The sequence below is a fragment of the Curtobacterium sp. 'Ferrero' genome (assembly GCF_002412165.1).
In the GTDB taxonomy this organism is placed as follows: Bacteria; Actinomycetota; Actinomycetes; order Actinomycetales; family Microbacteriaceae; genus Curtobacterium.
Window position 1 is genome coordinate 210,160 of record NZ_NXIA01000001.1, and the last position, 21,224, is coordinate 231,383.

The following is a 21,224-nucleotide window of genomic DNA, read 5'->3' on the forward strand; positions in this document are numbered from 1 at the left end:
GTGTCCGCCACTCAGACCACCGTCCAGGCGCTGCCGTCGGCCGCACTGCGCTCGACCGCGTCGAGGACCTGCTGCACGTGCAGCCCCTCCTCGAACGACGGGGACGGGTCCTCGCCGGCGACGATCGCCTGCACGAAGTCCTTCACCTCGTGGCTGAAGGTGTGCTCGTACCCGATGAGGTGCCCGGTCGGCCACCACGCGGCCATGTAGGGGTGCTCGGGCTCGGTCACGATGATCCGTTGGAAGCCCTGCTCCCCCGCCGGGGCGGTGGCGTCGTAGAAGCGGAGTTCGTTCATCGACTCGAGGTCGAACTGGATCGCGCCGTCGGACCCGCTGACCTCGAGCGTGAGTCCGTTCTTCCGGCCGGTCGCGTACCGCGTGGCCTCGAACGTGCCGATCGCCCGGTCGGCCGCGCCGCCGCTGAGCCGCGCGGTGAAGAACGCGGCGTCGTCGACGGTGACCTGCCCGCGTTCGGAGGACGCCGTGCCGGAGAGTCCGACGCCCTCGGCCATGAGCGGACGCTCGGTCACGAACGTCTCGAGCGTGCCGGACACCGTCGCGAGCGACGCGCCGGTGACGTGCTCGACGAGGTCGATCGCGTGCGCGCCGATGTCGCCGAGCGAGCCCGAGCCCGCGAGCGACTTGTCGAGTCGCCAGGTCATCGGGCCCTCGGGGTCTGCCAACCAGTCCTGCAGGTACAGTGCGCGGACCTGGCGGACCGTGCCGAGCCTCCCGGCCTCCACCAGCTGCTTCGCGAACGCGACGGCGGGCACCCGACGGTAGCTGAACCCGACCATCGAGCGGACGCCGTCCGCGCGGGCGGCCGCGGCCGCGGCGGTCATGGCCTCGGCCTCGGCCACGGAGTTCGCGAGCGGCTTCTCGCAGAGGACGTGCTTGCCGGCCCGCAGGGCCGCGATCGCGACCTCGACGTGCGTCGAGCCGGGCGAGCAGATGTCGACGACGTCGATGTCGGGGTCCTCGACCACCGCTCGCCAGTCGGTCGACGCCGCCTGCCAGCCGTACTGCCGGCGGGACGCCTCGGTGCGTTCCGGATCCCGTCCGACGATCACCGCCATCTCCGTCTCGACCCCGAGGTCGAAGAACCTGGGGGCGGTCCGCCACCCCTGTGAGTGGGCGGCTCCCATGAAGCCGTGTCCCACCATCGCCACACGCAGCCGATCCTGCGCCTGTCGGTCCGATGCCATCCGTTCGCTCCCTTGCGATCGCGCTCTTGCCAGAGTCAACACTACCGCTTATGTTGGGCGCGGCAACATTTTGTTTCGACGAAGAACGGTGATCCCCATGGCAGTGCAGCCAACCCGTGCAGACAAGTTCTCCTTCGGTCTCTGGACCATCGGCTACAACGGCTCCGACCCGTTCGGTGGCCCGACGCGTCCGGCGCTCGACGTGGTCGAGGCGGTCGAGAAGCTCGACGAGCTCGGCGCCTACGGCCTGACGTTCCACGACGACGACCTGTTCGCGTTCGGCTCGACCGACGCCGAGCGGCAGACGCAGATCGACCGCCTCAAGGGCGCGCTCGACTCGACGGGCATCGTCGTGCCGATGGTCACGACGAACCTGTTCTCGGCCCCGGTGTTCAAGGACGGCGGCTTCACCTCGAACGACCGTCAGGTCCGCCGCTTCGCGCTCCGCAAGGTGCTCCGCAACATCGACCTGGCCGCCGAGCTCGGCGCGTCGACGTTCGTGATGTGGGGCGGCCGCGAAGGCTCCGAGTACGACTCCGCGAAGGACGTGCAGGCGGCGCTCGAGCGCTACCGCGAGGCGGTCAACCTGCTCGCGCAGTACGTCACCGACAAGGGCTACGGCATCCGCTTCGCCATCGAGCCGAAGCCGAACGAGCCCCGCGGCGACATCCTCCTGCCGACGCTCGGCCACGCGATCGCCTTCACCGAGACGCTCGAGCGCCCGGAGCTGTTCGGCATCAACCCCGAGGTCGGCCACGAGCAGATGGCGGGACTGAACTTCACGGCCGGCATCGCCCAGGCCCTCTACCAGGGCAAGCTCTTCCACATCGACCTCAACGGGCAGCGCGGCATCAAGTACGACCAAGACCTGGTGTTCGGCCACGGCGACCTGCAGAACGCGTTCTCGCTCGTCGACCTCCTCGAGCACGGTGCCCCGCAGGGCGGCCCCGCGTACGACGGCCCCCGGCACTTCGACTACAAGCCGTCCCGCACCGAGGACATCACGGGCGTCTGGGACTCGGCGAAGGCGAACATGCGCATGTACCTGCTCCTCAAGGAGCGTGCGCAGGCCTTCCGCGCCGACCCCGAGGTGCAGGAGGCGCTGTCGGCGGCCAAGGTCGACGAGCTGAGCACCCCGACGCTGAACGCAGGCGAGTCCTACGACGACTTCCTCGCCGACCGTTCGGCGTTCGAGGACTTCGACGCCGACGCGTACTTCGGCGGCAAGGGCTTCGGGTTCGTCCGCCTGCAGCAGCTCGCGATCGAGCACCTGATGGGCGCTCGGTGACCCTGGTCGCCGGGGTCGACTCGTCGACCCAGTCCTGCAAGGTCACGATCCGTGACGCCGACTCCGGTGCGATCGTCCGGGAGGGGCGCGCGTCCCACCCGGACGGCACGTCCGTCGACCCCCGCCACTGGTGGGACGCGCTCGGCACCGCGATCGCGGACGCCGGCGGGTTCGACGACGTCGCCGCCGTCGCGGTCGCCGGGCAGCAGCACGGCATGGTCGCGCTCGACGCGGAGGGCCGGGTGGTGCGCGACGCGCTCCTCTGGAACGACGTGCGGAGCGCGGACGCGGCCGCGCAGATGGTCGAGGAGCTCGGACGGGAGGCATGGGTCGTCCGGGCGGGTCTGGTCCCGGTGGCGTCGTTCACCGGCACCAAGCTGCGGTGGCTCCGCGACGCGGAGCCGGAGAACGCGGCGCGGGTCGCCGCCGTCGCGCTCCCCCACGACTGGCTGTCGTGGCGGCTGCGCGGGTACGGTCCTTCGGACGAGAGCCCGCTCGGACCGGACCTCGACGCGCTCGCGACCGACGGCTCGGACGCCAGCGGCACGGCGTACTGGGACCCGGTGCGCCGGGAGTACGACGCCGAGCTGTTCGAGGTCGCGTTCGGCCGCGGACTGCGCGTCGCCTGCGGCTCGGACGGCGCGTCGGGTGGCGCGTCGACCGGCTCATCGACCGGGCGGAACCAGGTTCCGGACACGGAACCACGGAAAAGCGCGGTGCAGCGTCCGGAACCTGGTTCCGCGGGCGACTCGGACGCGGTCGTGGTGCCGCGGGTGGTCGCCCCGGACGAGGCGATGGGCGCGCTCGACGGCGACGTCGAGCTGCCCGGCGGCGCGGTCGCACGCGCCGGGCTGGTCGTGGGCGCGGGGCTCGGCGACAACGCCGGGGCAGCGCTCGGCCTCGGACTGGGCCCGGGCGACGTCGCGGTGTCCCTCGGCACGAGCGGCACCGTCTTCGGGGTGACCGACACCGAGGTGACGGACCCGAGCGGGACCGTGGCGGGCTTCGCCGACGGGACCGGGTCGCGCCTCCCGATCGTCACGACGCTCAACGCGGCCCGTGTGCTCGAGGTGGTCGGCGGCCTGCTGGGCGTCGACCACGACGAGCTCGGCGCGCTGGCGCTGCAGGCGCCGGCCGGAGCCGACGGTCTGGTCCTCGTGCCGTACTTCGTCGGCGAACGCACGCCGAACCGGCCGGACGCGACCGCGTCCCTCGTCGGGATGACGCCGACCACCACCGACCGCCCACACCTGGCGCGCGCCGCCGTCGAGGGCATGCTCTGCGCCCTCGCCGACGGGCTCGCCGCGGTGGAGGGCACCGGAGTGCGCGTCTCGCGGCTGCTGCTCATCGGTGGTGCGGCACGGAACGAGGCCGTCCGGGTCGTCGCCGCGCAGGTGTTCGGCCGCGACGTCGAGCTCCCGGAGCCGGGCGAGTACGTCGCTGCGGGTGCCGCCCGGCAGGCGGCGTGGGCGCTCCGCGGCTCGCTGCCGTCATGGAGCGTCGCGACCACGACGATCCCGGCGGACCCGCACCCCGAGGTGCTCGAGCGGTACCGCTCGGCGGCAGCCTGACGAACGACGACGCCCCACCCGGACGGATCCGGGTGGGGCGTCGTCACGTCGTGATGTCGTGGCGACCGACCGCCCGGACCGATCACGGCACGCCGACACCGCGAACGGCTCAGGCACCGGAGACGAACAGGTACGCGGCGAGCGCGACCGAACACACTGCGATCGCGATCCGCAGCACCGCGTGCGGGAGCCGCTGCGCGACGGTCGGGCCGATGAGCCCGCCCGCGACCGCCCCGGCACCGAGGGCGAGCGCCGCCGACCACACGACGTGCCCGGACACCGCGAAGACGACGGCGGGCAGCAGGTCGGCGCACACCAGCAGGACGTTCTTCGCCGCGTTCGCCCGCGGCAGGTCCGACTCGCCGGTGAGCAGCAGGACAGCGATCATGAGGACGCCGGCGCCTGCCCCGAAGTACCCGTTGTAGAGGCCGACGGCCGCGATGCTCGGAGCGGCGGCGCCTGCCCGCGCGGCCTCGGGCCGTCGTCGGTCGAGGAGCGGTCCGAGCAGCACGAGGACCCCGCCGACGAGGACCAGGAACGGTACGACCCGGTCGAAGAGGTGCGCCGGGGTGACGACGAGCAGCACGGCACCGCAGAGCGAGGCACCGACGGTCAGCGCCAGCCACCGCCCGACGGGGGACGGGCGGTCACGGAGCTGCGATCGCGCGCGGAGCGCCGAACTCGCACCGCTGCCGAGGAGCGCGACGGAGTTCGTCACGTTCGCGGCGAGCGGCGGGAGCCCGACGGCCAGCAGCGCCGGGTACGCCACGAGCGAGGTGATGCCGCCGGCCGTGCCGATGATGCCGGCGACGACGCCGGCGACCAGGAGCACCGCGACGGTCAGCACACCCGATGCTGACACGTCCGGCCCGGGCTGGTCAGGAGGGGCGGTCGGTCTCGTACACGGACATGAGCATCGCGGCGCCGAGCCGCGCGGTGCGGGCGGGCTGCGCCGAGCCCTGCACCGCCGAGTCGACCCGTGCGCCCTCGACGAGCAGCAGGATGTTCTGCGCGATGTGCGCCGGGATGCCCGCCCGGTTGCACAGCTGGGTCAGGTGCTGTTCGACCTGCCGGAAGTGGTCCCGCGCCAGCTCGGCGACGACGGGGTCCTGCCGACCGAGTTCCGCGTGGTGGTTGATGAACGCGCAGCCACGCCAGCCCTCGTCGGCGAAGCACTCCTCGAGGTAGCCGAACACCCCGAGGATCTGGTCGCGCGGGTCCGTGCTCGCCGTTGCGATCCGGTCGAGCGCCTCGGTCCACGATGCGTGCCAGCGCTGCAGGACGGCCACCACGAGATCGTGCTTGGTCGGGTAGGCGTCGTGCAGCTCGTGGATCGGCAGTCCGGCTCGACGCGCGACGTCCTCGAGCGTCACCGGGACGACGCCGTGTTCGGTGAACAGGGCGTCGGCCGCCTCGACCGCCGCGGCGTGCGCAGGCGTGGCGAGGTGGACTGGGGTGAGCATCGTGGTCGTCATGGGTCCTTCGGAGGCTACCGGAGCGGGTCGTGGCGGTTGCGGACGGGACTCAGCCAGAGGATCGGTCACCCGGAGAAGAAGTCGGCGTAGGTCGGTTCCTGCGCCGGGCCGTCGTGGCCGTTGACCCGGGCCGTCACCATGGCGCGCAGGACGGCCGGGTGGGTGAGTCCGCGTCGGTTCCACTCCCGCGGATCACGTCGGAGTTCCTCGATGCTCGTTCGTCCGCTCACGGTCTCGCTCACGCTCCCAGCCCGATCACGACCGCTGCCGAGGCGGCCACCGACACCGACAGGAGTCCCGTGCTGATCGCGACGAGCTGCAACGCGCGCTGCCGTCGTGCGGCCCGGACCTCGCTGAACGAGGTGCGGTGGTGACGACGTCCGGAGACGGACACGGACGGGTGTGCGCTCTTCGGTCCGACCTGCAGGTCGGTGTCGGCGATCATGGTCACGGTGGTTCCTCGGTTCGCGGCCCCGGCGGATCCGGGGCGTCCTCTGACCATGACGGTACGAACTCCGCGATCGTCACGCGGCGGTGTCGGACGGCTTCGTCGAAAGTCGGATGTCCGGGTCGGCGCGACCGTCACCCGGTGGACATCGGACGACGACCCGGGCAGCACGACCCCCGGACTGGGGGCGTCGGGCGATGGCCGTTTCCGGCGCTTCCCGGACAGGACGCGCGCGGACCGACAGGCTGCATCGGTACCCCATGGCCGAACACACCCCCACCCGAGTCCAGGTCGAGTCGCAGAGCGACGACCTCGACGTCGCGCGCGACTTCCTGGCGGACGCGTACGCCGGCAACCAGTGGAGCGCCGACCGGACGGACGAGGCCTTCCGGTTCCGGTTCCGTGCTGTCGGGGACGAGGCCATGACGCTCCGGTCGATCACGTTCGACGGCCACCTCGACGGCGTGATGACGCCCTCGGACGACTTCGTGGTCCAGTGGACGACGCGGGGACGCGGGGTGGTCACGGCACCGGGTGAGGACCCGATCGTCATGGAACCCGGCCGCCCGCAGCTCTGGCCGCAGCAGGGCGCCGCGTTCGACTACGCCGACTACGACCAGCGCCTCGTGCAGATCAACCGGTCTGCCCTGCAGGAGGTCGCCGGGGAGCGTGGCACCGACCCGGCGTCGCTGCAGCTCGACCACCGGGTGCGTCCGGACGACCGCGCGATGCAGACCTGGCGGAGCGCGGTGCAGCTCATCTCGCACACCGTCCTCGACGGCCGCGCGTCGCCGCTGCTGCAGGCCGAGATGGGGCGACTCGGGGCACTGGCGCTCCTGGAGCTCTACCCCGTGGTGTCGCGCACGCTCCCGGACGAGCTGCTCCTCCCCCGCAACGCGCACGTCCGACGAGCGGTCGAGTACGTGCACGAGCACTGCCACCTGCCGATCACGAGCTCCGACCTGGCGCGCGTCGCGTCCCTGAGCCTCCGCGCCCTCCAGCACGCCTTCCAGCGGAGCTTCGACTGCTCGCCGAACGCCTACATCCGGCGGGTCCGGCTCGACCGGGTGCGGGACGCGCTGCTCCGGCGCGACCCGGCGACGACGAGCATCGCTGACGTCGCCAAGGAGTGGGGCTTCGCACACGCGGGCCGGTTCTCGGCGTCGTACCTGCAGCAGCACGGCGAGTACCCGCGAGACACGCTCCGCCGCACGGCCTGACCCGCGGGCACTGAGCCGCGCCGCCGACCAGCGGGGACGGGGCGGCCCGACCGAAGGGCCGCACGACCGGAGGCACCCCGAACCACGCGGAACCGTGGGTCGGGGTGCCTCCGGTCGAGCGCAGCGCGCTGTGCCGCGCACCGCGCACCGCGCACCGCGCACCGCGCACCGCGCACCGCGCGGCCGCGGTGCGCCGCTCAGCCCACCTGCGCCGTGACCGTCCGCCGGTCCGTCGGCAGCACCTCGCGCACCGGCCCGGTGACCAGCACGACCGCACGCTCGGTGGCGGAGCCGGGCACCGGCGCCGGGCCGGCACCGCGTCCCACGGCGACGATCCCGTCCGTGTGCACCGTGCCTCCAGGCCGGGACGCCGCCGCGTGCGACGCGACCCACACCTCGACGTCGCCGGGCTCGACCACACGGCGGAGCGACTGGTCCGAGAACGCGAACCGCTGCACGGGCACGTCGAACCGGACCCGCACGGCCGCCCCCGCCGACACGGCCACGCGGGTGTAGCCGAGGAGCTGCACGAGGGGTCGCGTGACCGACGCGGTGACGTCGTGCCCGTAGAGCTGGACCACGTCCTCACCGTCGCGGTCCCCGGTGTTCCGGACGGTCACGGAGACGCCGAAGGCGCCGTCGGTCGTGACGGTGTCGTCGACGACGAGGTCCTCGTACGCGAACGTCGTGAACCCGAGCCCGAACCCGAACGGCCGAACCGGCGTCGAGTCCGCCGACGTGACGTCCGACGGCCCCCCGAGCCGCGGGTGCAGGTACGTGTACGGCTGCGCCCCGGCGGCACGCGGCAGCGAGACCGGCAGACGTCCGGACGGCGAGGTCGCCCCGGTGAGGAGGTCGGCGATCGCGAGCCCGCCGCCCTCGCCGGGGAAGAAGGCCTGCACGACGGCTCCCGGTGCCCCGGTGCCGCCGTCGAGCGCCCACCCGATCGCGTACGGACGGCCGGTGAGCAGCACCACGACGGTCGGTGTCCCGGTCGCGACGACGGCCTCGACGAGCTCGCGCTGCACACCGGGCAGGTCGAGCGAGTCCGTGTCGTTGCCCTCGCCGACGGTGCCGCGGCCGAACAGTCCGGCCTGGTCGCCGACGACGACGACCGCGACGTCGGACTCCCGGGCCACCGCCACGGCGTCGGCGATGCCCGAGCGGTCCTCCCCCTCGACGGCACACCCGACGGCGAACCGGACGGCCCCGGAGCCGACCGCCGCGGCGAGCGCCTCCCGCACGGTCGGGATGGCGAACCCGAGCGGCAGGTCGGGGTGCGACGCGAGGACGTGGTTCGCGAAGGAGTAGCACCCCTGCAGGGCCTCGGCTCGGTCGGCGTTCGGGCCGATGACCGCCACCGAGGACCCCGGCGTGAGCGGGAGGACCGGAGCGTCGGCCCCCCCGACCGCCTCGTTGCGGAGCAGGACGAGCGACCGGGCGGCGAGGTCCCGCGCGAGTGCACGGTGCCTCGGCGTGTCGAGGTCGATCGCCGTCGGCGGCTCGTCGGCGAACGCGTCGGGGTCGAGCAGGCCGAGCCGCTCCTTCTGCCGGAGCACCCGGAGCACGGCGCGGTCGACGAGCGCTTCGTCCACCGCGCCGGAGCGCACGCGGTCGACGAGCGGCTCCAGGTACGCGTCGCCGGTCGGCAGCTCGACGTCGATCCCCGCGGCGAGCGCCAGTGCAGCGGCCTCGCCACGATCGGCGGCGACGCCGTGCATGACCTCGAGGAACGCCACCGAGAAGTAGTCCGCGACCACGGTGCCGTCGAAGCCGAGCCCGTCGCGGAGCAGGTCCGTCAGGAGCGTCGGGTCGGCGGCGACGGGCACGCCGTCGACCTCGGCGTAGGAGTTCATCACCGATCGCGCACCGCCGTCGCGGATCGCCATCTCGAACGGGGGCAGGTACACGTCGGCGACCTCCCGCGGTCCGGCGTGCACGGGCGCGTGGTTCCGCCCCGCCTGCGACGCCGAGTACCCGAGGAAGTGCTTCAGGGTGGCGTCGACCCCGGCGGACTGCAGCCCGCGGACGTAGGCGCTGCCGATCGTCCCGACCAGGTACGGGTCTTCACCGATGCACTCGTCGACCCGCCCCCAGCGCGGGTCGCGGATCACGTCGAGCACGGGCGCGAGGCCCTGGTGGACGCCGAGCAGCCGCATCGAGTCGCCGATCGCGGCGGCCACCTGCTCGACGAGCTCCGGGTCGAACGCCGCACCCCACGCGAGCGGCGTGGGGAAGGTCGCGGCCTTCCAGGCGGCGAGCCCGGTGAGGCACTCCTCGTGGACGAGCGCGGGGATCCCGAGCCGGGTCTCGCGCTGCAGACGGCGCTGCTCGGCCCACAGCCACGCGGCGCGCTCGTCCGGTTCGACCGGTCGGGTGCCGTACACGCGGGTGTACTGGCCGATGCCGTGCCGCGTGATGTCGGTCAGCGTCGTCCCGTCCTGTCCCGCCGCCATCTCGCCCTGCATGGGCGCGACGACGCCGTTCTGGTCGAGCCAGTAGCCGACGAGCTGCGCCGTCTTCTCCTCGAGCGTCATCGCGGCCAGCAGCGCGGTCACGCGGTCGGGGGCGGCACCGTCCGCCAGGACGGTGCGTTCGTCCGGGAGGCGCGGTGCGGGGCCGCCACGCGCCTCCCGGCCGGCGTCGATCGCGTCGGCGACGGGCGGGGCGGAGGCGGGACGCGCCTCCTGGCCGTCCGCGCGGGGCGCGGCCTGGTCGAGCGTGCTCACCCCTTCACCGCCCCGGTGAGGCCGCCGACGATGCGCTTCTGGAACACGGCGAAGAACACCAGCGCCGGGATCATCGAGAGCGACGTGAAGGCGAGCACGCGGGCGGTGTCCACCGAGTACTGCGACGCGAACGCCTGCACGCCGAGCGGCAGCGTGTACGTCGACGCGTCGTTGAGGATGAACAGCGGCAGGAGGTAGCTGTTCCAGCTGCCGATGAACGCGAGGATGCCGACCGTCACGACGCCGGGGAGCGAGAGCGGGACGACCATCCGGAAGAAGAACCCGATCCGGCTGGCTCCGTCGATGGCCGCGGCCTCCTCGAGCTCGTCCGGGATCGCCCGGAGGAAGGGCACGAGGATGATGACGGTCGTCGGCAGCGCGAACGCGATCTGCGGCAGGATCACGCCGGCGAGGTTGTTCGTCAGTCCGAGGTCCTTGACGAGGATGTACAGCGGCGTGATCGCGACCGTGATGGGGAACATGAGCCCGGCGGCGAAGAGCGAGTACAGCGCGCCCTGACCGCGGAACCGGTAGCGGGCGAGGACGAAGCTCACCATGAGGCCGAGCACCACGACGCCGATCGTGGTGGTGACGCCAGCGACGGCCGAGTTGCCGAGCTGCTGCCAGAACACGCCGCTCGTGAGCACCGAGACGTAGTTGCCGATCTGCCACGGGTCGGGCAGGCCGGCCGGGCTCGCGGTGATCTGCGAGTTCGTGCGGAAGCCGCCCAGGATGATGTACGCGACGGGGCCGATGCACACCGCGATGAACAGCAGCGCGATGAAGTAGGTCCCGAGGTTGCGCTCCCGGCGCACCGGTCCGGTTTCCCGTTGCCGGCGCTTGGGTGCGACGAGAGATGCGGTGGCGGTCATCGGTCGCCCTTCTCGGTCAGGGCGCCGGCGGTGTCGCGGCGCAGGACGAACCGCTGGTAGACGAGGGCGACGACCAGCGAGATGAGGAAGATCACCACGGCGACGGCGTTGCCGTACCCGTAGTTGCCGGACAGTCGACCGTTCGCGACCATGTACGTCGCCATCGTCGAGGTGCCGGCGGTCGAGGCGATGTACTGGCCCCAGATGATGTAGACGAGGTCGAACAGCTGGAGCGAGCCGATGATCGACAGGAACGCCCAGATGCGGATCGTCGGACCGAGGAGCGGCAACGTGATGCGTCGCTGGATCTGCCAGTAGCTCGCGCCGTCGAGCTGTGCCGCTTCGAACAGCTCCTCCGGGATGCTCTGCAGCCCGGCGAGGAACAGGATCACCGCGAACCCGATGTACTTCCACGAGATGATCCCGAGCAGGGTCCAGATCGCGATGTCGGGGTTCGACAGCCAGTCGGCGCGGAGCGCTCCGAGTCCGACGGCCTGGAGCAGGTCGTTCACGGCACCGGCGGACTGGAGCATGAGGCTCCAGCCCGTGCCGACGATGACCTCGGAGATGACGTACGGCACGAAGATGAGCACGCGGATGAGCCCGCGGCCCCGGATGCGCTGGTTGAGCAGGAGCGCGACGACGATGGCGATCGGCCCCTGCACGATGAGCGAACCGATCACGATGAACAGGTTGTGCCAGAGCACGCCCCGGAACGCGGGGTCGATGAAGATGACCGTGTAGTTCTGCAACCCGACGAAGTCGGTGGGGGTGCCGTAGCCCTGCCAGCGGTAGAAGCCGTAGTAGGCGGCGAGCGCGACGGGCAGGATGACGAACCCGACGAACATGATGACCGCCGGGCCGGCGAGGACGGCGATCTCGACCCGGGTCCGGACGTCGCTGCCCTTGCGGGCCCGGCGGGCCGGGGCCGACGGCGAACCGTCGGCCCCGCCCGTGCGACGCCCCGTCCCGGACCGCGCTTCCTTCGAGCGCGGTGCGACGGAGGTGGTCATGCGTCAGCCCTTCGCCGCGGCCTGGTTGACGGTCGACACGATGTCCGAGACGGACCCCTTGCCGGCGAGCAGGTTGACGACGCTGGTGTTGAGCGCGTTGCCGACGTTCTGGCCGTAGAGCGTGTCCAGGTAGTTCGAGACGAACGGGGCGTCGTTGTAGGCCTTGAGCACGGTCTTCAGGTAGGGCTCGGTGACGACCGACTGGGCCGACTGGTTCGCCGGGATCGAGTTGAACGCCTTGTAGTAGTTCTCCTGGACGCTCTTCTGCGTGACGAAGTTGAGGAAGTCGGTGCAGGCCGGCTTCGGTGCCTTCGCCGAGCAGGACAGGCCGCCGACCGCGCCCATCATCGAGCCGGGCGCACCCTTGCCGCCGGAGACCTCCGGGAACGGGAAGAAGCCGAGGTCGGACAGCGGCTTGCCGTCCGGGGTGAGGGACGAGATCACGCCCGGGTCCCAGGCGCCCATGAGCTCCATCGCGGCCTTGTGGTTCGCGATGAGACCGGCCGAGCTCCCCGCGCCCTGCTGGGCGGAGGTCGTCAGGAAGCCGTCGTTGAAGGGCTTGGTGTCGAAGAACGCCTTGGTGTCCTGGCCCGCCTGCTTCCAGCAGGAGTTCGTGAACTTGAGGTCCTGCGCGGTCTTCGTGAGCACGCTGGCCGGGCAGGCGCGCAGTGCGAAGTTGTAGTACCAGTGCGCGGCGGGCCACGCGTCCTTCGCACCGACGGCGACCGGGGCGATGCCCGCGTCCTTCAGCTTGGTGATGTCCGCGTTCAGCTCGTCCATCGTGGTCGGGGTGCCGTCGATGCCGGCCTTGGCGAACAGGTCCTTGCTGTACCAGATGCCCTCGGGGTCGACGTTCGTCGGCATCGCCCAGGTCTTGCCGTTCAGCTCGAACGCCTTGAACGAGCCCTTGCTGATCTGGCTCTTCGCGTTCGAGCCGATCGCGTCGGAGATGTCCATGACCTGACCGGCGTTGACCATCGCGGCCATCTTGCCGCCGCCGCGCTGCATGAAGATGTCGGGCGCCGAGCCGGAGTTGAGGGCGGTCTGCAGCTTGCCGTCCAGGTCCTCGTTCTGGATCGCCTGGATCTTGATCGTGACGTTCGGGTTCTTCGCCTCGAAGTCCTTGACCGTCTGGTCCCAGAAGGCCTTGCCCGGGCCGGTCGTCGAGTTGTGCCAGAAGGTCATGGAGACCTTCCCGCCGTCACTCGAGGCGTTGCTGCCGGCGGAACAGCCCGCGGCCAGCAGTGCGGTCGCCCCGACCAGCGCGATGGCTGCCGCGGCACGGATCTTCCTCGTCATCGTGGAACTCCTGTTGGTGTCGTCGTTGACTCGCAGCGACATTGCTTGCCGCTGCGGAGAGCGTGCCAGGCCGCCGTGCGGCTTGTCAATCGTTATCGATAACGTTTTCGTTGCCCTGCGAAATCCCGCAGCGGCGGTACGGTGTGCAGATGGAGACGGCCGTGGGAGCGCGTCCCGGGTCGGGCCGGGTGACGATCGCCGACGTCGCACGCGTCGCGGGCGTCTCGATCCCGACGGTCTCGAAGGTGATCAACCAGCGCGACGGCGTCGCCCCGGCCACGATCGTCCGCGTGCAGGAGGTCGTCGACCAGCTCGGCTACGAGACGTCGCTCGTGGCCAGGAGTCTCCGGAGCTCCCGCACGGGCGTGGTCGGCATCCTGGTGCCCGAGTTCGAGCCGTTCTCCACCGAGCTCCTCCGCGGCATCTCGAGCGCCACCACGGGCACCGGCTACGAGCTCCTCGCCTACGCGGGACTGGTGACGGGGACGGACCAGCCGGGGTGGGAGCGGCGGTCGCTCTCGCGGCTCTCCGGCACGCTCATCGACGGCGCGATCGTGGTGACCCCGACGACGGCGCTGTCGAGCTCGCCCATCCCCGTCGTCGCGATCGACCCCCACACCGGGCCCGAGGGACACGCGACGATCGACTCGGACAACGAGGCCGGGGCCGTGCAGGCCGTGGAGCACCTGGTCGCGCTCGGGCACACCCGCATCGCCCACCTGCGCGGCCGTCCCGACCTGGCGTCGGCACAGCTGCGCGAGGCCGGGTACCGCCGGGCCGTCGCGGCCGCGGGACTCACCGTCGACGAGGCGCTCGTGCGCGACGGCGGGTACCAGGAGGACCAGTCGGCCGCCGTGGCCAGGGACCTGCTGACCGGGCCCGACCGCCCGAGCGCGGTCTTCGCCGCGAACGACTCCTCGGCGGTCGGTGTGCTCCGGACGGCGGCGGAACTCGGCCTCGGCGTGCCGTCCGACCTGTCGGTCGTCGGGTTCGACGACGTCCCGCAGGCGTCGATGACCACGCCGCCGCTCACGACCGTGGCGCAGCCGCTCACCGAGCTCGGGTCCCGGGCAGTCGAGATGCTGCTCCGCATGCTCCGGGGCGACCCGGGGTCGGCGCACGTGCGGCTCGCCACGACGCTCCGTGTCCGGCAGAGCACGGGCCCGGCGCCGGCCGTCGTCCCGCGCTGAACCCGGCGCTGGCCGCGCCCGCGTGCGCGTGCGCGTGCGTGTGTCCGCGCGCGCGAGGCGGGCCCCGCACCGCGGTGGCACCGCGGTGGCACCGCGGCCGCACCGCCGTCTCACCGCGACCGCGTCAGCGACGCAGCGTCTGCTTCGGGTACTCCCCGAACCGCTCCGCGTACGACGCCGAGAACCGCCCGAGGTGCGTGAAGCCCCACCGCCGCGCGACGTCGCCGACGGCACCGACCTGCGGGTCCTGCGCGAGCAGTTCCTCGCGGACCCGGTCGAGCCGGACCTGGCGCAGGTAGGTCAGCGGCGACACGTCGAACACCCGGCGGAACGACTCCTGCACGGACCGCACGCTGAGCCCGGCGATGGCCGACAGCTCGCGGACCGTGATGTCCTCGGCGGCGTGCGCATGGATGTGCTCGACCGCGGCACGCAGCCGCGCGTTCTTCGCCAGCCGGAGCACCGCGGGCAGGTCGTCGGTGCGCGGCGGGAACATCTCGAGGAACACCAGGACGGCAGCCTGCTTGGCGGTCCGCCAGGGCTCGGAACCGGGTCCCGCACCCCGGAGCGCGCGGGTCAGCCCGGCGAGGGCGACGTGCCACGACTGCAGGCCCTCGGGGGCGGGCTCGGCGAGGTGGTCGAACCGCAGCGGGCGGTCGCCGAGGTCGAACTGCCCGGCCGCGATCCCGTGCACGAAGTCGCGGTCGAAGTGCACGATGCGGTGGTCGTAGTCGGACGCGGAGAACACGAAGTCGCGGTCGGTCGGGAACAGCACCGGCACGTCGGGTCGCATCTCGAACGCCTCGACCCCGACGTCGAGCTGCGTCTGGCCCGCGGTGAGCCAGCCCACCACGTAGTCGTCCCCGGGCGTCACCGGCCCGCGGATCGAGCCGCGGAGCTGGGAGCGTCGGACGGTGACGTCGGAGTCGCCGACGGCGGTGTAGCGGTACGAGAACCCGGTCGAACCGGCCCGGGCGATCCAGCGGTCGCCGTGGTACAGCCCACCGAGGTCACGCACCGCGGCGGACGGCTCGGTCCCGGCGAGCTCGAAGCGGACGGCCTCGGGCGAGCGGTCCGGGAGGAGTGCTTCGCTCACCGACCGACACCCGCCTGAGACACTGTCCACATGGCGCATCCGGACGCGCTATCCGGATACGGTTGAGGGGTGAGTGCAGCGTATCGTGGCGCGGAGTCGATCCGCAGTGAGGGGGCGATCGCATGAGCGATCTCGACCTCATGGGCGCCCTGAGCCGCCTCGAGGGCGCGGTCTCCGCACTGCGTTCGCGTCTGCGTGACCAGCTCGGGGTGTCCGCCGGCGACCTGACGGTCATCCAGTTCGTCGCGCGCGCCGAAGCCGCCCACCGGACGGTCCGCGTGAAGGACCTCGCCACGCACCTGGGCCTGACGGGTCCAGCGGTCACGGGACTCGTCGACCGTCTGGAACGTGCGGGCCACCTGTGCCGCGTCCCGAACCCGGACGACGGCCGCAGCCGACACATCGAACTGACCCCGAGCACGCGACAGGCCTACACCGTCGCGATGGACGGGACGAACAGTCTCCTGCACGAGCTGATGGCCTCCTTCTCGGAACGGGACAGAGCACGGTTCGTCCGCATCGTCGACCGCGTCATCGCGGCGATCGATCACGGTTCCCCAGGCTCCTGACGGCAGGGTACGGGCGGACCAGCACCTCCCCAGCCCGTTTGTCCAGCATACGCAATTAGGTAACTTCTCTACCTAGTTGGCGGTCACTGCCCCGGCGGAGTCCGTACCGTCAGCACCGGCCGGGGCAGCCGCTCCGACCGTTGACGACGAGTGCCGCGCCGATCAGCAGGGACGGCGGGCGCTCGGGCGGACGACCGCACGGGCAGACCAACAGGGAGCAGCAATGGGCGCGTACCAGACGGAACCCGGCGTCGAGCCGGTCCGCATCGAGACGATGCGCGGGATGCGTCGCCGGTGGAAGCACGGCGAACTCCGCGAGGCTCCGGCGACCCCGGACGACTTCTTCCGCGACACCTCCCGGGACGCTCGGCGGCGCTGACCGCCGGAGCGCTGTCGCTTTCGCGGGAGTGACCGCGGACACGACGGACGGGAGGCACGTGGCGGCACCGCCACGTGCCTCCCGTCCGCCGTGTGGGGGCCCGGCCCACCGGGCGCTGCCCACGGCCAGCGCTCGTCCCGCTGCTGGCGGCTCCGCGCTCTGAGCGCACGGGGAAGCGACAGGTCGTACGGCGATGACCGCACCACACTGTCGCTCTCGCGGAAGCGACAGGTCGAGCGGTGCCGACGGCGACGCACTGTCGCTCTCGTGGAAGCGACAGATCGCACGGCGACGACCGCGAAGCACTGTCGCTCTCGCGGAAGCGACAGATCGTACGGCGACGACCGCACCACACTGTCGCCACCGCGGCAGCGACGCGGCGGTGACGACGCACACTGTCGCTTCCGCGGGAGCCGGGCACCGCGTGGCACAGGCGGACGCCGGACCCCGGTCGTGTCAGCGCAACGGTGCCACCGCGGTGGACTCCGCTCGGCGCAGGGTGCACGGCAGGAGGAAGTGGGGCAGCTCGTCCGGGCCGCCGTCGAGCTGGTCGATGAGCGCATCGGCGGCTCGGGTGCCGAGCTCGACACTCGGGGCGATCATCGTGTCGAGCCGCGGGTGGTGCTGGTCGGCGTTGCGCGCCGAGGACGCGATGCTCAGCACCGACACGTCGTCGGGCACGCTCCGTCCGGCGGCGTAGAGGCCGACGAGCAGCCCGCCGGCCGCGTCGTCCTTCATGACCAGGACGGCGGTGACGTCGGGGTCGGCGACGAGGATGTCGGCGGCCGCGGTCTGCCCGCCCTCGCTGCCCGTCCCCGCGTAGACGACGGTGCCCGCCAGCCCACGCTCGGCGACCGTGGACCGGAACGTGGACTCGGTCCGGATGTGGGGGGCGTACCCGGCCATCGGGGTGCCGCCGAGGTCCTCGAGCACCAGGGCGAGCCGCCGGTGCCCGAGCGACTCGAGGTGGTCGACGCTGTGCTCGATCGTCGTCTCGAAGTCGATGTCGACGAACGGCAGGTCGGCGCTGTCCCGGGTGCGGCCGATGAGGGTGAACGGCACCTCGAGAGCACTCAGCACGGCGACACGCGGGTCGTCCATCCGGACCTCCATGAGGATCACGCCGTCGACGAGCCCGCCCGACACGAGGTCGTCGAGGTCGTCGCCGGCGGGGTCGACCGGCCAGAGGACGAGGTGGTACCCGCGCTCGGACGCCCGTTCGGCCGCGCTCATGAAGAACTCCGACGTCGTCGGGCTGAACCGGTTGCCCGTGGTCGGGAAGAGCAGCGCGATGATCCTGGTCCGGCGACTGGCGAGGGCGCGCGCCACGACGTTGCCGCGGAACTTCAGCTCCCGCATCGCCGTCCGCACCCGGGCGGTCGTGGCGGGCGTCACGTACTTCGTGCCGTTCACCACGAACGACACGGTCGCGATCGACACGCCCGCACGGTCGGCCACCTGCTGCATGGTCGCCACGGCGCCTCCCCTCTCGATCAGGATGCGCTCAGCATATCGGCGCGGTTCCAGAAAAGCGCTTTACAGGTGAAGCGCTTTTCTGTTAGCTTCTCGCCCCAAGGCAGGTGGCGACGACGACGTCGACGAGTCGTGGTCGTCCGCCGAAGTCCATGACTCCACCGAGTCGAACCCACCAAGAGAAGAGCTGTGCAATGAAGCAGAAGTTCCCCTCGTCGCCGCGGCGACTCCGTGCCGTCCTCGGCGCGGTCGCCGTCCTCGCGACGGTCCCCCTGGTGCTCGCCGGTTGCTCCGGTTCCGGCGCCGCGTCCGGTGGCAGCAAGAGCCTCTCGATCGAGGACTACTACGACGCCTCCTACAACCCCGTCTACAAGCAGTGCGCGAAGGACGTCGACGCGACGGTCTCGATCACACACGTGCCCGGTGCCGGTCTGATCTCGAAGGTGCTGCAGCAGGCGTCGTCGCGGACCCTCCCCGACGTGCTCATGCTCGACAACCCCGACGTGCAGCAGATCGCGGCCTCCGGCGCCCTCTCCGACCTCAGCGACTACGGCCTGAACGCCAAGGGCGACGTCCCCGGCGTGGTCGCCGCGAGCACCTACAAGGGCAAGCTCTACGGTCTGCAGTCGAACACGAACTCCATCGCCCTCTACTACAACAAGAAGATGCTCTCCGACGCCGGTGTCGAGCCGCCCAAGACCTGGGACGAGCTGAAGACCGCGGCCAAGAAGCTCACCAAGGGCTCGACCTACGGCTTCGCGATGAGCAACATCAACACCTACGAGGGGACCTGGCAGTTCCTGCCCTTCTTCTGGTCCAACGGCGGCGACGAGAAGGACATCGCGACCCCCGAGGCCGCGCAGGCCCTGCAGCTCGTCCTCGACCTGCAGGACGCCGGTTCGCTGTCGAAGAGCTCGGTCAGCTGGGACCAGGCGGACGTCAACAGCCAGTTCATCGCCGGCAAGGCCGCGATGATGATCAACGGCCCGTGGCAGCTCCCCGCCCTCAACGCGAAGAAGGGCCTGGAGTTCGACAGCGTCCCGATCCCGACCCGCACCGGCTCGGAGACCGTCGCCCCGCTCGGTGGCGAGGCGTTCACCGTCCCGCAGACCGGCGACAAGGCGAAGATGCAGCTCGCCGCGAAGTTCGTCGAGTGCCTGCACTCCCCGAAGACGCAGAAGGCCCTCGCCGAGGTGAGCGGCAACGTGCCGACGAACCTCGAGGCCGGCGCCGCCTGGGCGTCCGACCACCCGCAGGTCGCCTCGTTCGTGACCACCGTCAAGACCGCTCGCGCCCGCACCGGTGAGCTCGGACCGGACTGGCCCAAGGCCGCCACGAAGATCTACACCGCCGTCCAGCTCGCCCTCACCGGCAAGGCCGACCCCGAGGCAGCGCTCCAGCAGGCGCAGTCCCAGAACCAGTAGTGCGTCGGGGAGCCGACCGGACCGGTCGGCTCCCTCCCGCGCCTCGGCAAGGACTCGGAAGGAACAGGATCCGGCATGAGCGTCTCCACGCAGACCCCACCACGGGCGGCGACCCGACCCCGGTCGACCGTCGCCCCCGCACCCCGACCCGGCCAGCGCCGCGCGCGCATGCGGTCCGGGATCACCCGATGGCTCTTCGTCGTCCCGGCCGCGGTGTTCGTGGCCGTGTTCTTCGGCTACCCGGTCGTCAAGAACGTCGTGATGTCGTTCCAGGACTACACGACGAAGACCTTCTTCACCGGCGAGGCCCCCTGGGTGGGCTTCGGCAACTACGTCCAGGTGTTCACGAGCGCCGTCTTCACGACGAGCGTGGTGAACACCGCGCTGTTCACGATCGGGTCGATCGTCCTGCAGTTCGTGATCGGGCTCGGGTTGGCGCTGTTCTTCCGCCGCCACTTCCCGCTCTCCGGGTTCCTGCGCGGCCTGCTGCTCCTGCCGTGGCTGCTGCCCCTGATCGCGTCGAGCGCGGTCTGGAAGTGGCTGCTCGACCAGGACAGCGGCGCCCTGAACCAGCTGCTCGGCGTCTTCGGGATCTCGCCCATCCCGTGGCTGGTCAGCCCCAGCCTGGCGCTCGTCGCCGTGATCGGCGTGAACGTCTGGCTCGGGATCCCGTTCAACACGACGATCCTGTACAGCGGGCTGCAGTCGGTGCCGCCGGAGCTGTACGAGGCCGGCGCGCTCGACGGCGCCACCGGCTTCAAGGCGTTCTGGTACATCACCTGGCCGAGCATCCGGAGCGTGGTCAGCGTCGTCATCGTCCTCGGCGTCGTCTACACACTGAAGGTCGTGGACATCATCCTCGGCCTGACCGGGGGCGGCCCGGCGAACTCGACCCAGACGCTCGCCACGAACGCTTACCACCAGTCGTTCGTCAACTTCCAGTTCGGCATCGGAGCCGCGGTGAGCAACGTCCTCATCGTCGTCTCGTTCGTCTTCGCGATGGTCTACATCGCGATCTCCAGGAAGGCGGTCGACGAATGAGCGTCGGACTCGCGAGCAAGACCGTCACGGCCACCCGGGCGATCACGACCGCCGACAGCGGACGGGTCCGCCGGCAGCGCCGGAGCACGAAGGGCATCCCCTTCACCGTCCTCGGCATCCTGTTCCTGGCGGTCATGGTGTTCCCCGTCTACTGGATGGTGAACACCAGCCTGCAGACGACCGCGGGCGCGGCGACGGCGACCTGGTTCCCGTGGTCCCCGACGTTCGCCGGGTACGAGGCCGCGTTCGCGCAGCAGGGCCAGAACTTCCTGTCGAGCATGATCATCGGGCTCGGCACCGTCGTGCTGACCCTGGCCATCGCGACCCCGGCCGCCTACGGCCTGGCCCGCTTCCGGATGCGCGGCACCCGGGTCTTCCTGCTCGTGCTGCTCATCACGCAGATGATCCCGGCGATCGTGATCGCGAACGCGCTGTACACGCTGTTCAACAACGTCGGTCTGCTCAACAGCTACGTCGGGCTGATCCTCGCCGACAGCGCCGTGCAGGTGCCGTTCGCGGTGCTGCTCATGCGGGCCTTCATGGAGTCGATCCCGCCGAGCCTCGTCGAGGCGGCCCTGGTGGACGGCGCGAACGACTTCCGCGCGTTCGTGTCGATCGTCCTGCCGATCAGCCGCAACGCGATCGTCACCGCGGCGCTGTTCACGTTCCTCGGAGCGTGGGGCGACTTCCTCATCGCGCTGACCCTGACGTCCACCCCCACCGTCCGGCCGATCACCCTCGGCATCTACAACTACATCGGCTCGAACGTCGTCGACTGGGGTCCCGTCATGGCCACCTCCGTCCTGGCGTCCCTGCCCGCCGCCGTGCTGCTCATCGTCGCGCAGCGGTACATCTCCGCGGGTGCGCTCGGCGGCGCGGTCAAGTGACCACGACGCCGTCGTCCGGACCGGACACGCACCCCTCCCAGCCAG

General features: G+C 71.4%; 20 protein-coding genes. 9 read left to right on the forward strand and 11 right to left on the reverse strand.

From position 1 onward, the window contains the following. Positions 1-11: 11 nt before the first annotated feature. Positions 12-1,205, reverse strand: coding sequence for a Gfo/Idh/MocA family protein (locus Csp2054_RS00950; protein WP_255252549.1), 1,194 nt, complete (start codon positions 1,203-1,205; stop codon positions 12-14). A gap of 97 nt (positions 1,206-1,302) precedes the next feature. Here Csp2054_RS00950 and xylA point away from each other — a divergent pair, with 97 nt between their 5' ends. After that, positions 1,303-2,493, forward strand: a complete 1,191-nt coding sequence (xylA, locus tag Csp2054_RS00955; RefSeq protein WP_096897432.1) for a xylose isomerase — start codon at positions 1,303-1,305, stop codon at positions 2,491-2,493. Further along, positions 2,490-4,064 (forward strand): FGGY family carbohydrate kinase, encoded by a 1,575-nt coding sequence (locus Csp2054_RS00960; RefSeq protein ID WP_096897433.1) that lies wholly within the window; start codon positions 2,490-2,492, stop codon positions 4,062-4,064. Before xylA ends, Csp2054_RS00960 begins: the two co-directional genes overlap by 4 nt. A 109-nt stretch (positions 4,065-4,173) precedes the next feature. On the opposite strand, the gene Csp2054_RS00965 is transcribed toward Csp2054_RS00960, so the two are convergent. From Csp2054_RS00965 to Csp2054_RS00975, 4 genes are all read right to left on the reverse strand, one after another. Continuing rightward, positions 4,174-4,911, reverse strand: a complete 738-nt coding sequence (locus Csp2054_RS00965; RefSeq protein WP_176491488.1) for a sulfite exporter TauE/SafE family protein — start codon at positions 4,909-4,911, stop codon at positions 4,174-4,176. 31 nt (positions 4,912-4,942) lie between these two features. Beyond that, positions 4,943-5,539 (reverse strand): TetR/AcrR family transcriptional regulator, encoded by a 597-nt coding sequence (locus tag Csp2054_RS17925; protein ID WP_096897435.1) that lies wholly within the window; start codon positions 5,537-5,539, stop codon positions 4,943-4,945. A gap of 65 nt (positions 5,540-5,604) precedes the next feature. Next, positions 5,605-5,769 carry a hypothetical protein gene (locus Csp2054_RS17930; protein ID WP_176491489.1) on the reverse strand — a complete coding sequence of 55 codons (165 nt, stop codon included), beginning with the start codon at positions 5,767-5,769 and terminating at the stop codon, positions 5,605-5,607. Positions 5,770-5,777: 8 nt separating this feature from the next. Next, complete coding sequence (locus Csp2054_RS00975; protein ID WP_096897436.1) at positions 5,778-5,990, reverse strand: hypothetical protein; 213 nt, start codon at positions 5,988-5,990, stop codon at positions 5,778-5,780. Positions 5,991-6,247: 257 nt separating this feature from the next. Between Csp2054_RS00975 and Csp2054_RS00980 the strand changes: the two genes are divergently transcribed. Beyond that, a complete protein-coding gene (locus tag Csp2054_RS00980) occupies positions 6,248-7,207 on the forward strand; it encodes an AraC family transcriptional regulator (protein WP_176491490.1) in 960 nt (319 codons plus the stop codon). Positions 7,208-7,404: 197 nt separating this feature from the next. On the opposite strand, the gene Csp2054_RS00985 is transcribed toward Csp2054_RS00980, so the two are convergent. From Csp2054_RS00985 to Csp2054_RS01000, 4 genes are all read right to left on the reverse strand, one after another. After that, positions 7,405-9,744, reverse strand: a complete 2,340-nt coding sequence (locus Csp2054_RS00985) for a glycoside hydrolase family 3 N-terminal domain-containing protein (RefSeq protein ID WP_096897632.1) — start codon at positions 9,742-9,744, stop codon at positions 7,405-7,407. Between the two features lie 188 nt (positions 9,745-9,932). Further along, complete coding sequence (locus Csp2054_RS00990) at positions 9,933-10,808, reverse strand: carbohydrate ABC transporter permease (protein WP_096897438.1); 876 nt, start codon at positions 10,806-10,808, stop codon at positions 9,933-9,935. Further along, the gene (locus tag Csp2054_RS00995; RefSeq protein WP_096897439.1) at positions 10,805-11,821 is read right to left on the reverse strand and encodes a carbohydrate ABC transporter permease; all 1,017 of its coding nucleotides are present in this window, start codon (positions 11,819-11,821) and stop codon (positions 10,805-10,807) included. The genes Csp2054_RS00990 and Csp2054_RS00995 overlap by 4 nt, the downstream gene beginning before the upstream one ends. A gap of 3 nt (positions 11,822-11,824) precedes the next feature. Further along, positions 11,825-13,120, reverse strand: coding sequence for an ABC transporter substrate-binding protein (locus Csp2054_RS01000; protein ID WP_096897440.1), 1,296 nt, complete (start codon positions 13,118-13,120; stop codon positions 11,825-11,827). A gap of 149 nt (positions 13,121-13,269) precedes the next feature. On the opposite strand from Csp2054_RS01000, the gene Csp2054_RS01005 reads away from it, so the two are divergent. Beyond that, a complete protein-coding gene (locus tag Csp2054_RS01005) occupies positions 13,270-14,310 on the forward strand; it encodes a LacI family DNA-binding transcriptional regulator (protein WP_096897441.1) in 1,041 nt (346 codons plus the stop codon). Between the two features lie 124 nt (positions 14,311-14,434). Here the strand turns inward: Csp2054_RS01005 and Csp2054_RS01010 are convergent, their stop codons facing one another. Further along, positions 14,435-15,406 (reverse strand): AraC family transcriptional regulator, encoded by a 972-nt coding sequence (locus tag Csp2054_RS01010; RefSeq protein ID WP_176491491.1) that lies wholly within the window; start codon positions 15,404-15,406, stop codon positions 14,435-14,437. Between the two features lie 122 nt (positions 15,407-15,528). Between Csp2054_RS01010 and Csp2054_RS01015 the strand changes: the two genes are divergently transcribed. Next, the gene (locus Csp2054_RS01015; protein WP_096897443.1) at positions 15,529-15,975 is read left to right on the forward strand and encodes a MarR family winged helix-turn-helix transcriptional regulator; all 447 of its coding nucleotides are present in this window, start codon (positions 15,529-15,531) and stop codon (positions 15,973-15,975) included. Positions 15,976-16,198: 223 nt separating this feature from the next. Continuing rightward, the gene (locus tag Csp2054_RS17935) at positions 16,199-16,354 is read left to right on the forward strand and encodes a hypothetical protein (RefSeq protein WP_176491492.1); all 156 of its coding nucleotides are present in this window, start codon (positions 16,199-16,201) and stop codon (positions 16,352-16,354) included. A 456-nt stretch (positions 16,355-16,810) separates the two neighbouring features. Here Csp2054_RS17935 and Csp2054_RS01020 read toward each other — a convergent pair whose 3' ends face one another. Beyond that, positions 16,811-17,821, reverse strand: coding sequence for a LacI family DNA-binding transcriptional regulator (locus Csp2054_RS01020; protein ID WP_096897633.1), 1,011 nt, complete (start codon positions 17,819-17,821; stop codon positions 16,811-16,813). A gap of 200 nt (positions 17,822-18,021) precedes the next feature. Between Csp2054_RS01020 and Csp2054_RS01025 the strand changes: the two genes are divergently transcribed. From Csp2054_RS01025 to Csp2054_RS01035, 3 genes are all read left to right on the forward strand, one after another. Then, positions 18,022-19,251, forward strand: a complete 1,230-nt coding sequence (locus Csp2054_RS01025) for an ABC transporter substrate-binding protein (protein WP_096897444.1) — start codon at positions 18,022-18,024, stop codon at positions 19,249-19,251. A gap of 75 nt (positions 19,252-19,326) precedes the next feature. Then, positions 19,327-20,292, forward strand: coding sequence for a carbohydrate ABC transporter permease (locus Csp2054_RS01030; RefSeq protein ID WP_096897445.1), 966 nt, complete (start codon positions 19,327-19,329; stop codon positions 20,290-20,292). Continuing rightward, a complete protein-coding gene (locus Csp2054_RS01035; protein ID WP_096897446.1) occupies positions 20,289-21,179 on the forward strand; it encodes a carbohydrate ABC transporter permease in 891 nt (296 codons plus the stop codon). The genes Csp2054_RS01030 and Csp2054_RS01035 overlap by 4 nt, the downstream gene beginning before the upstream one ends. Positions 21,180-21,224 lie beyond the last annotated feature (45 nt).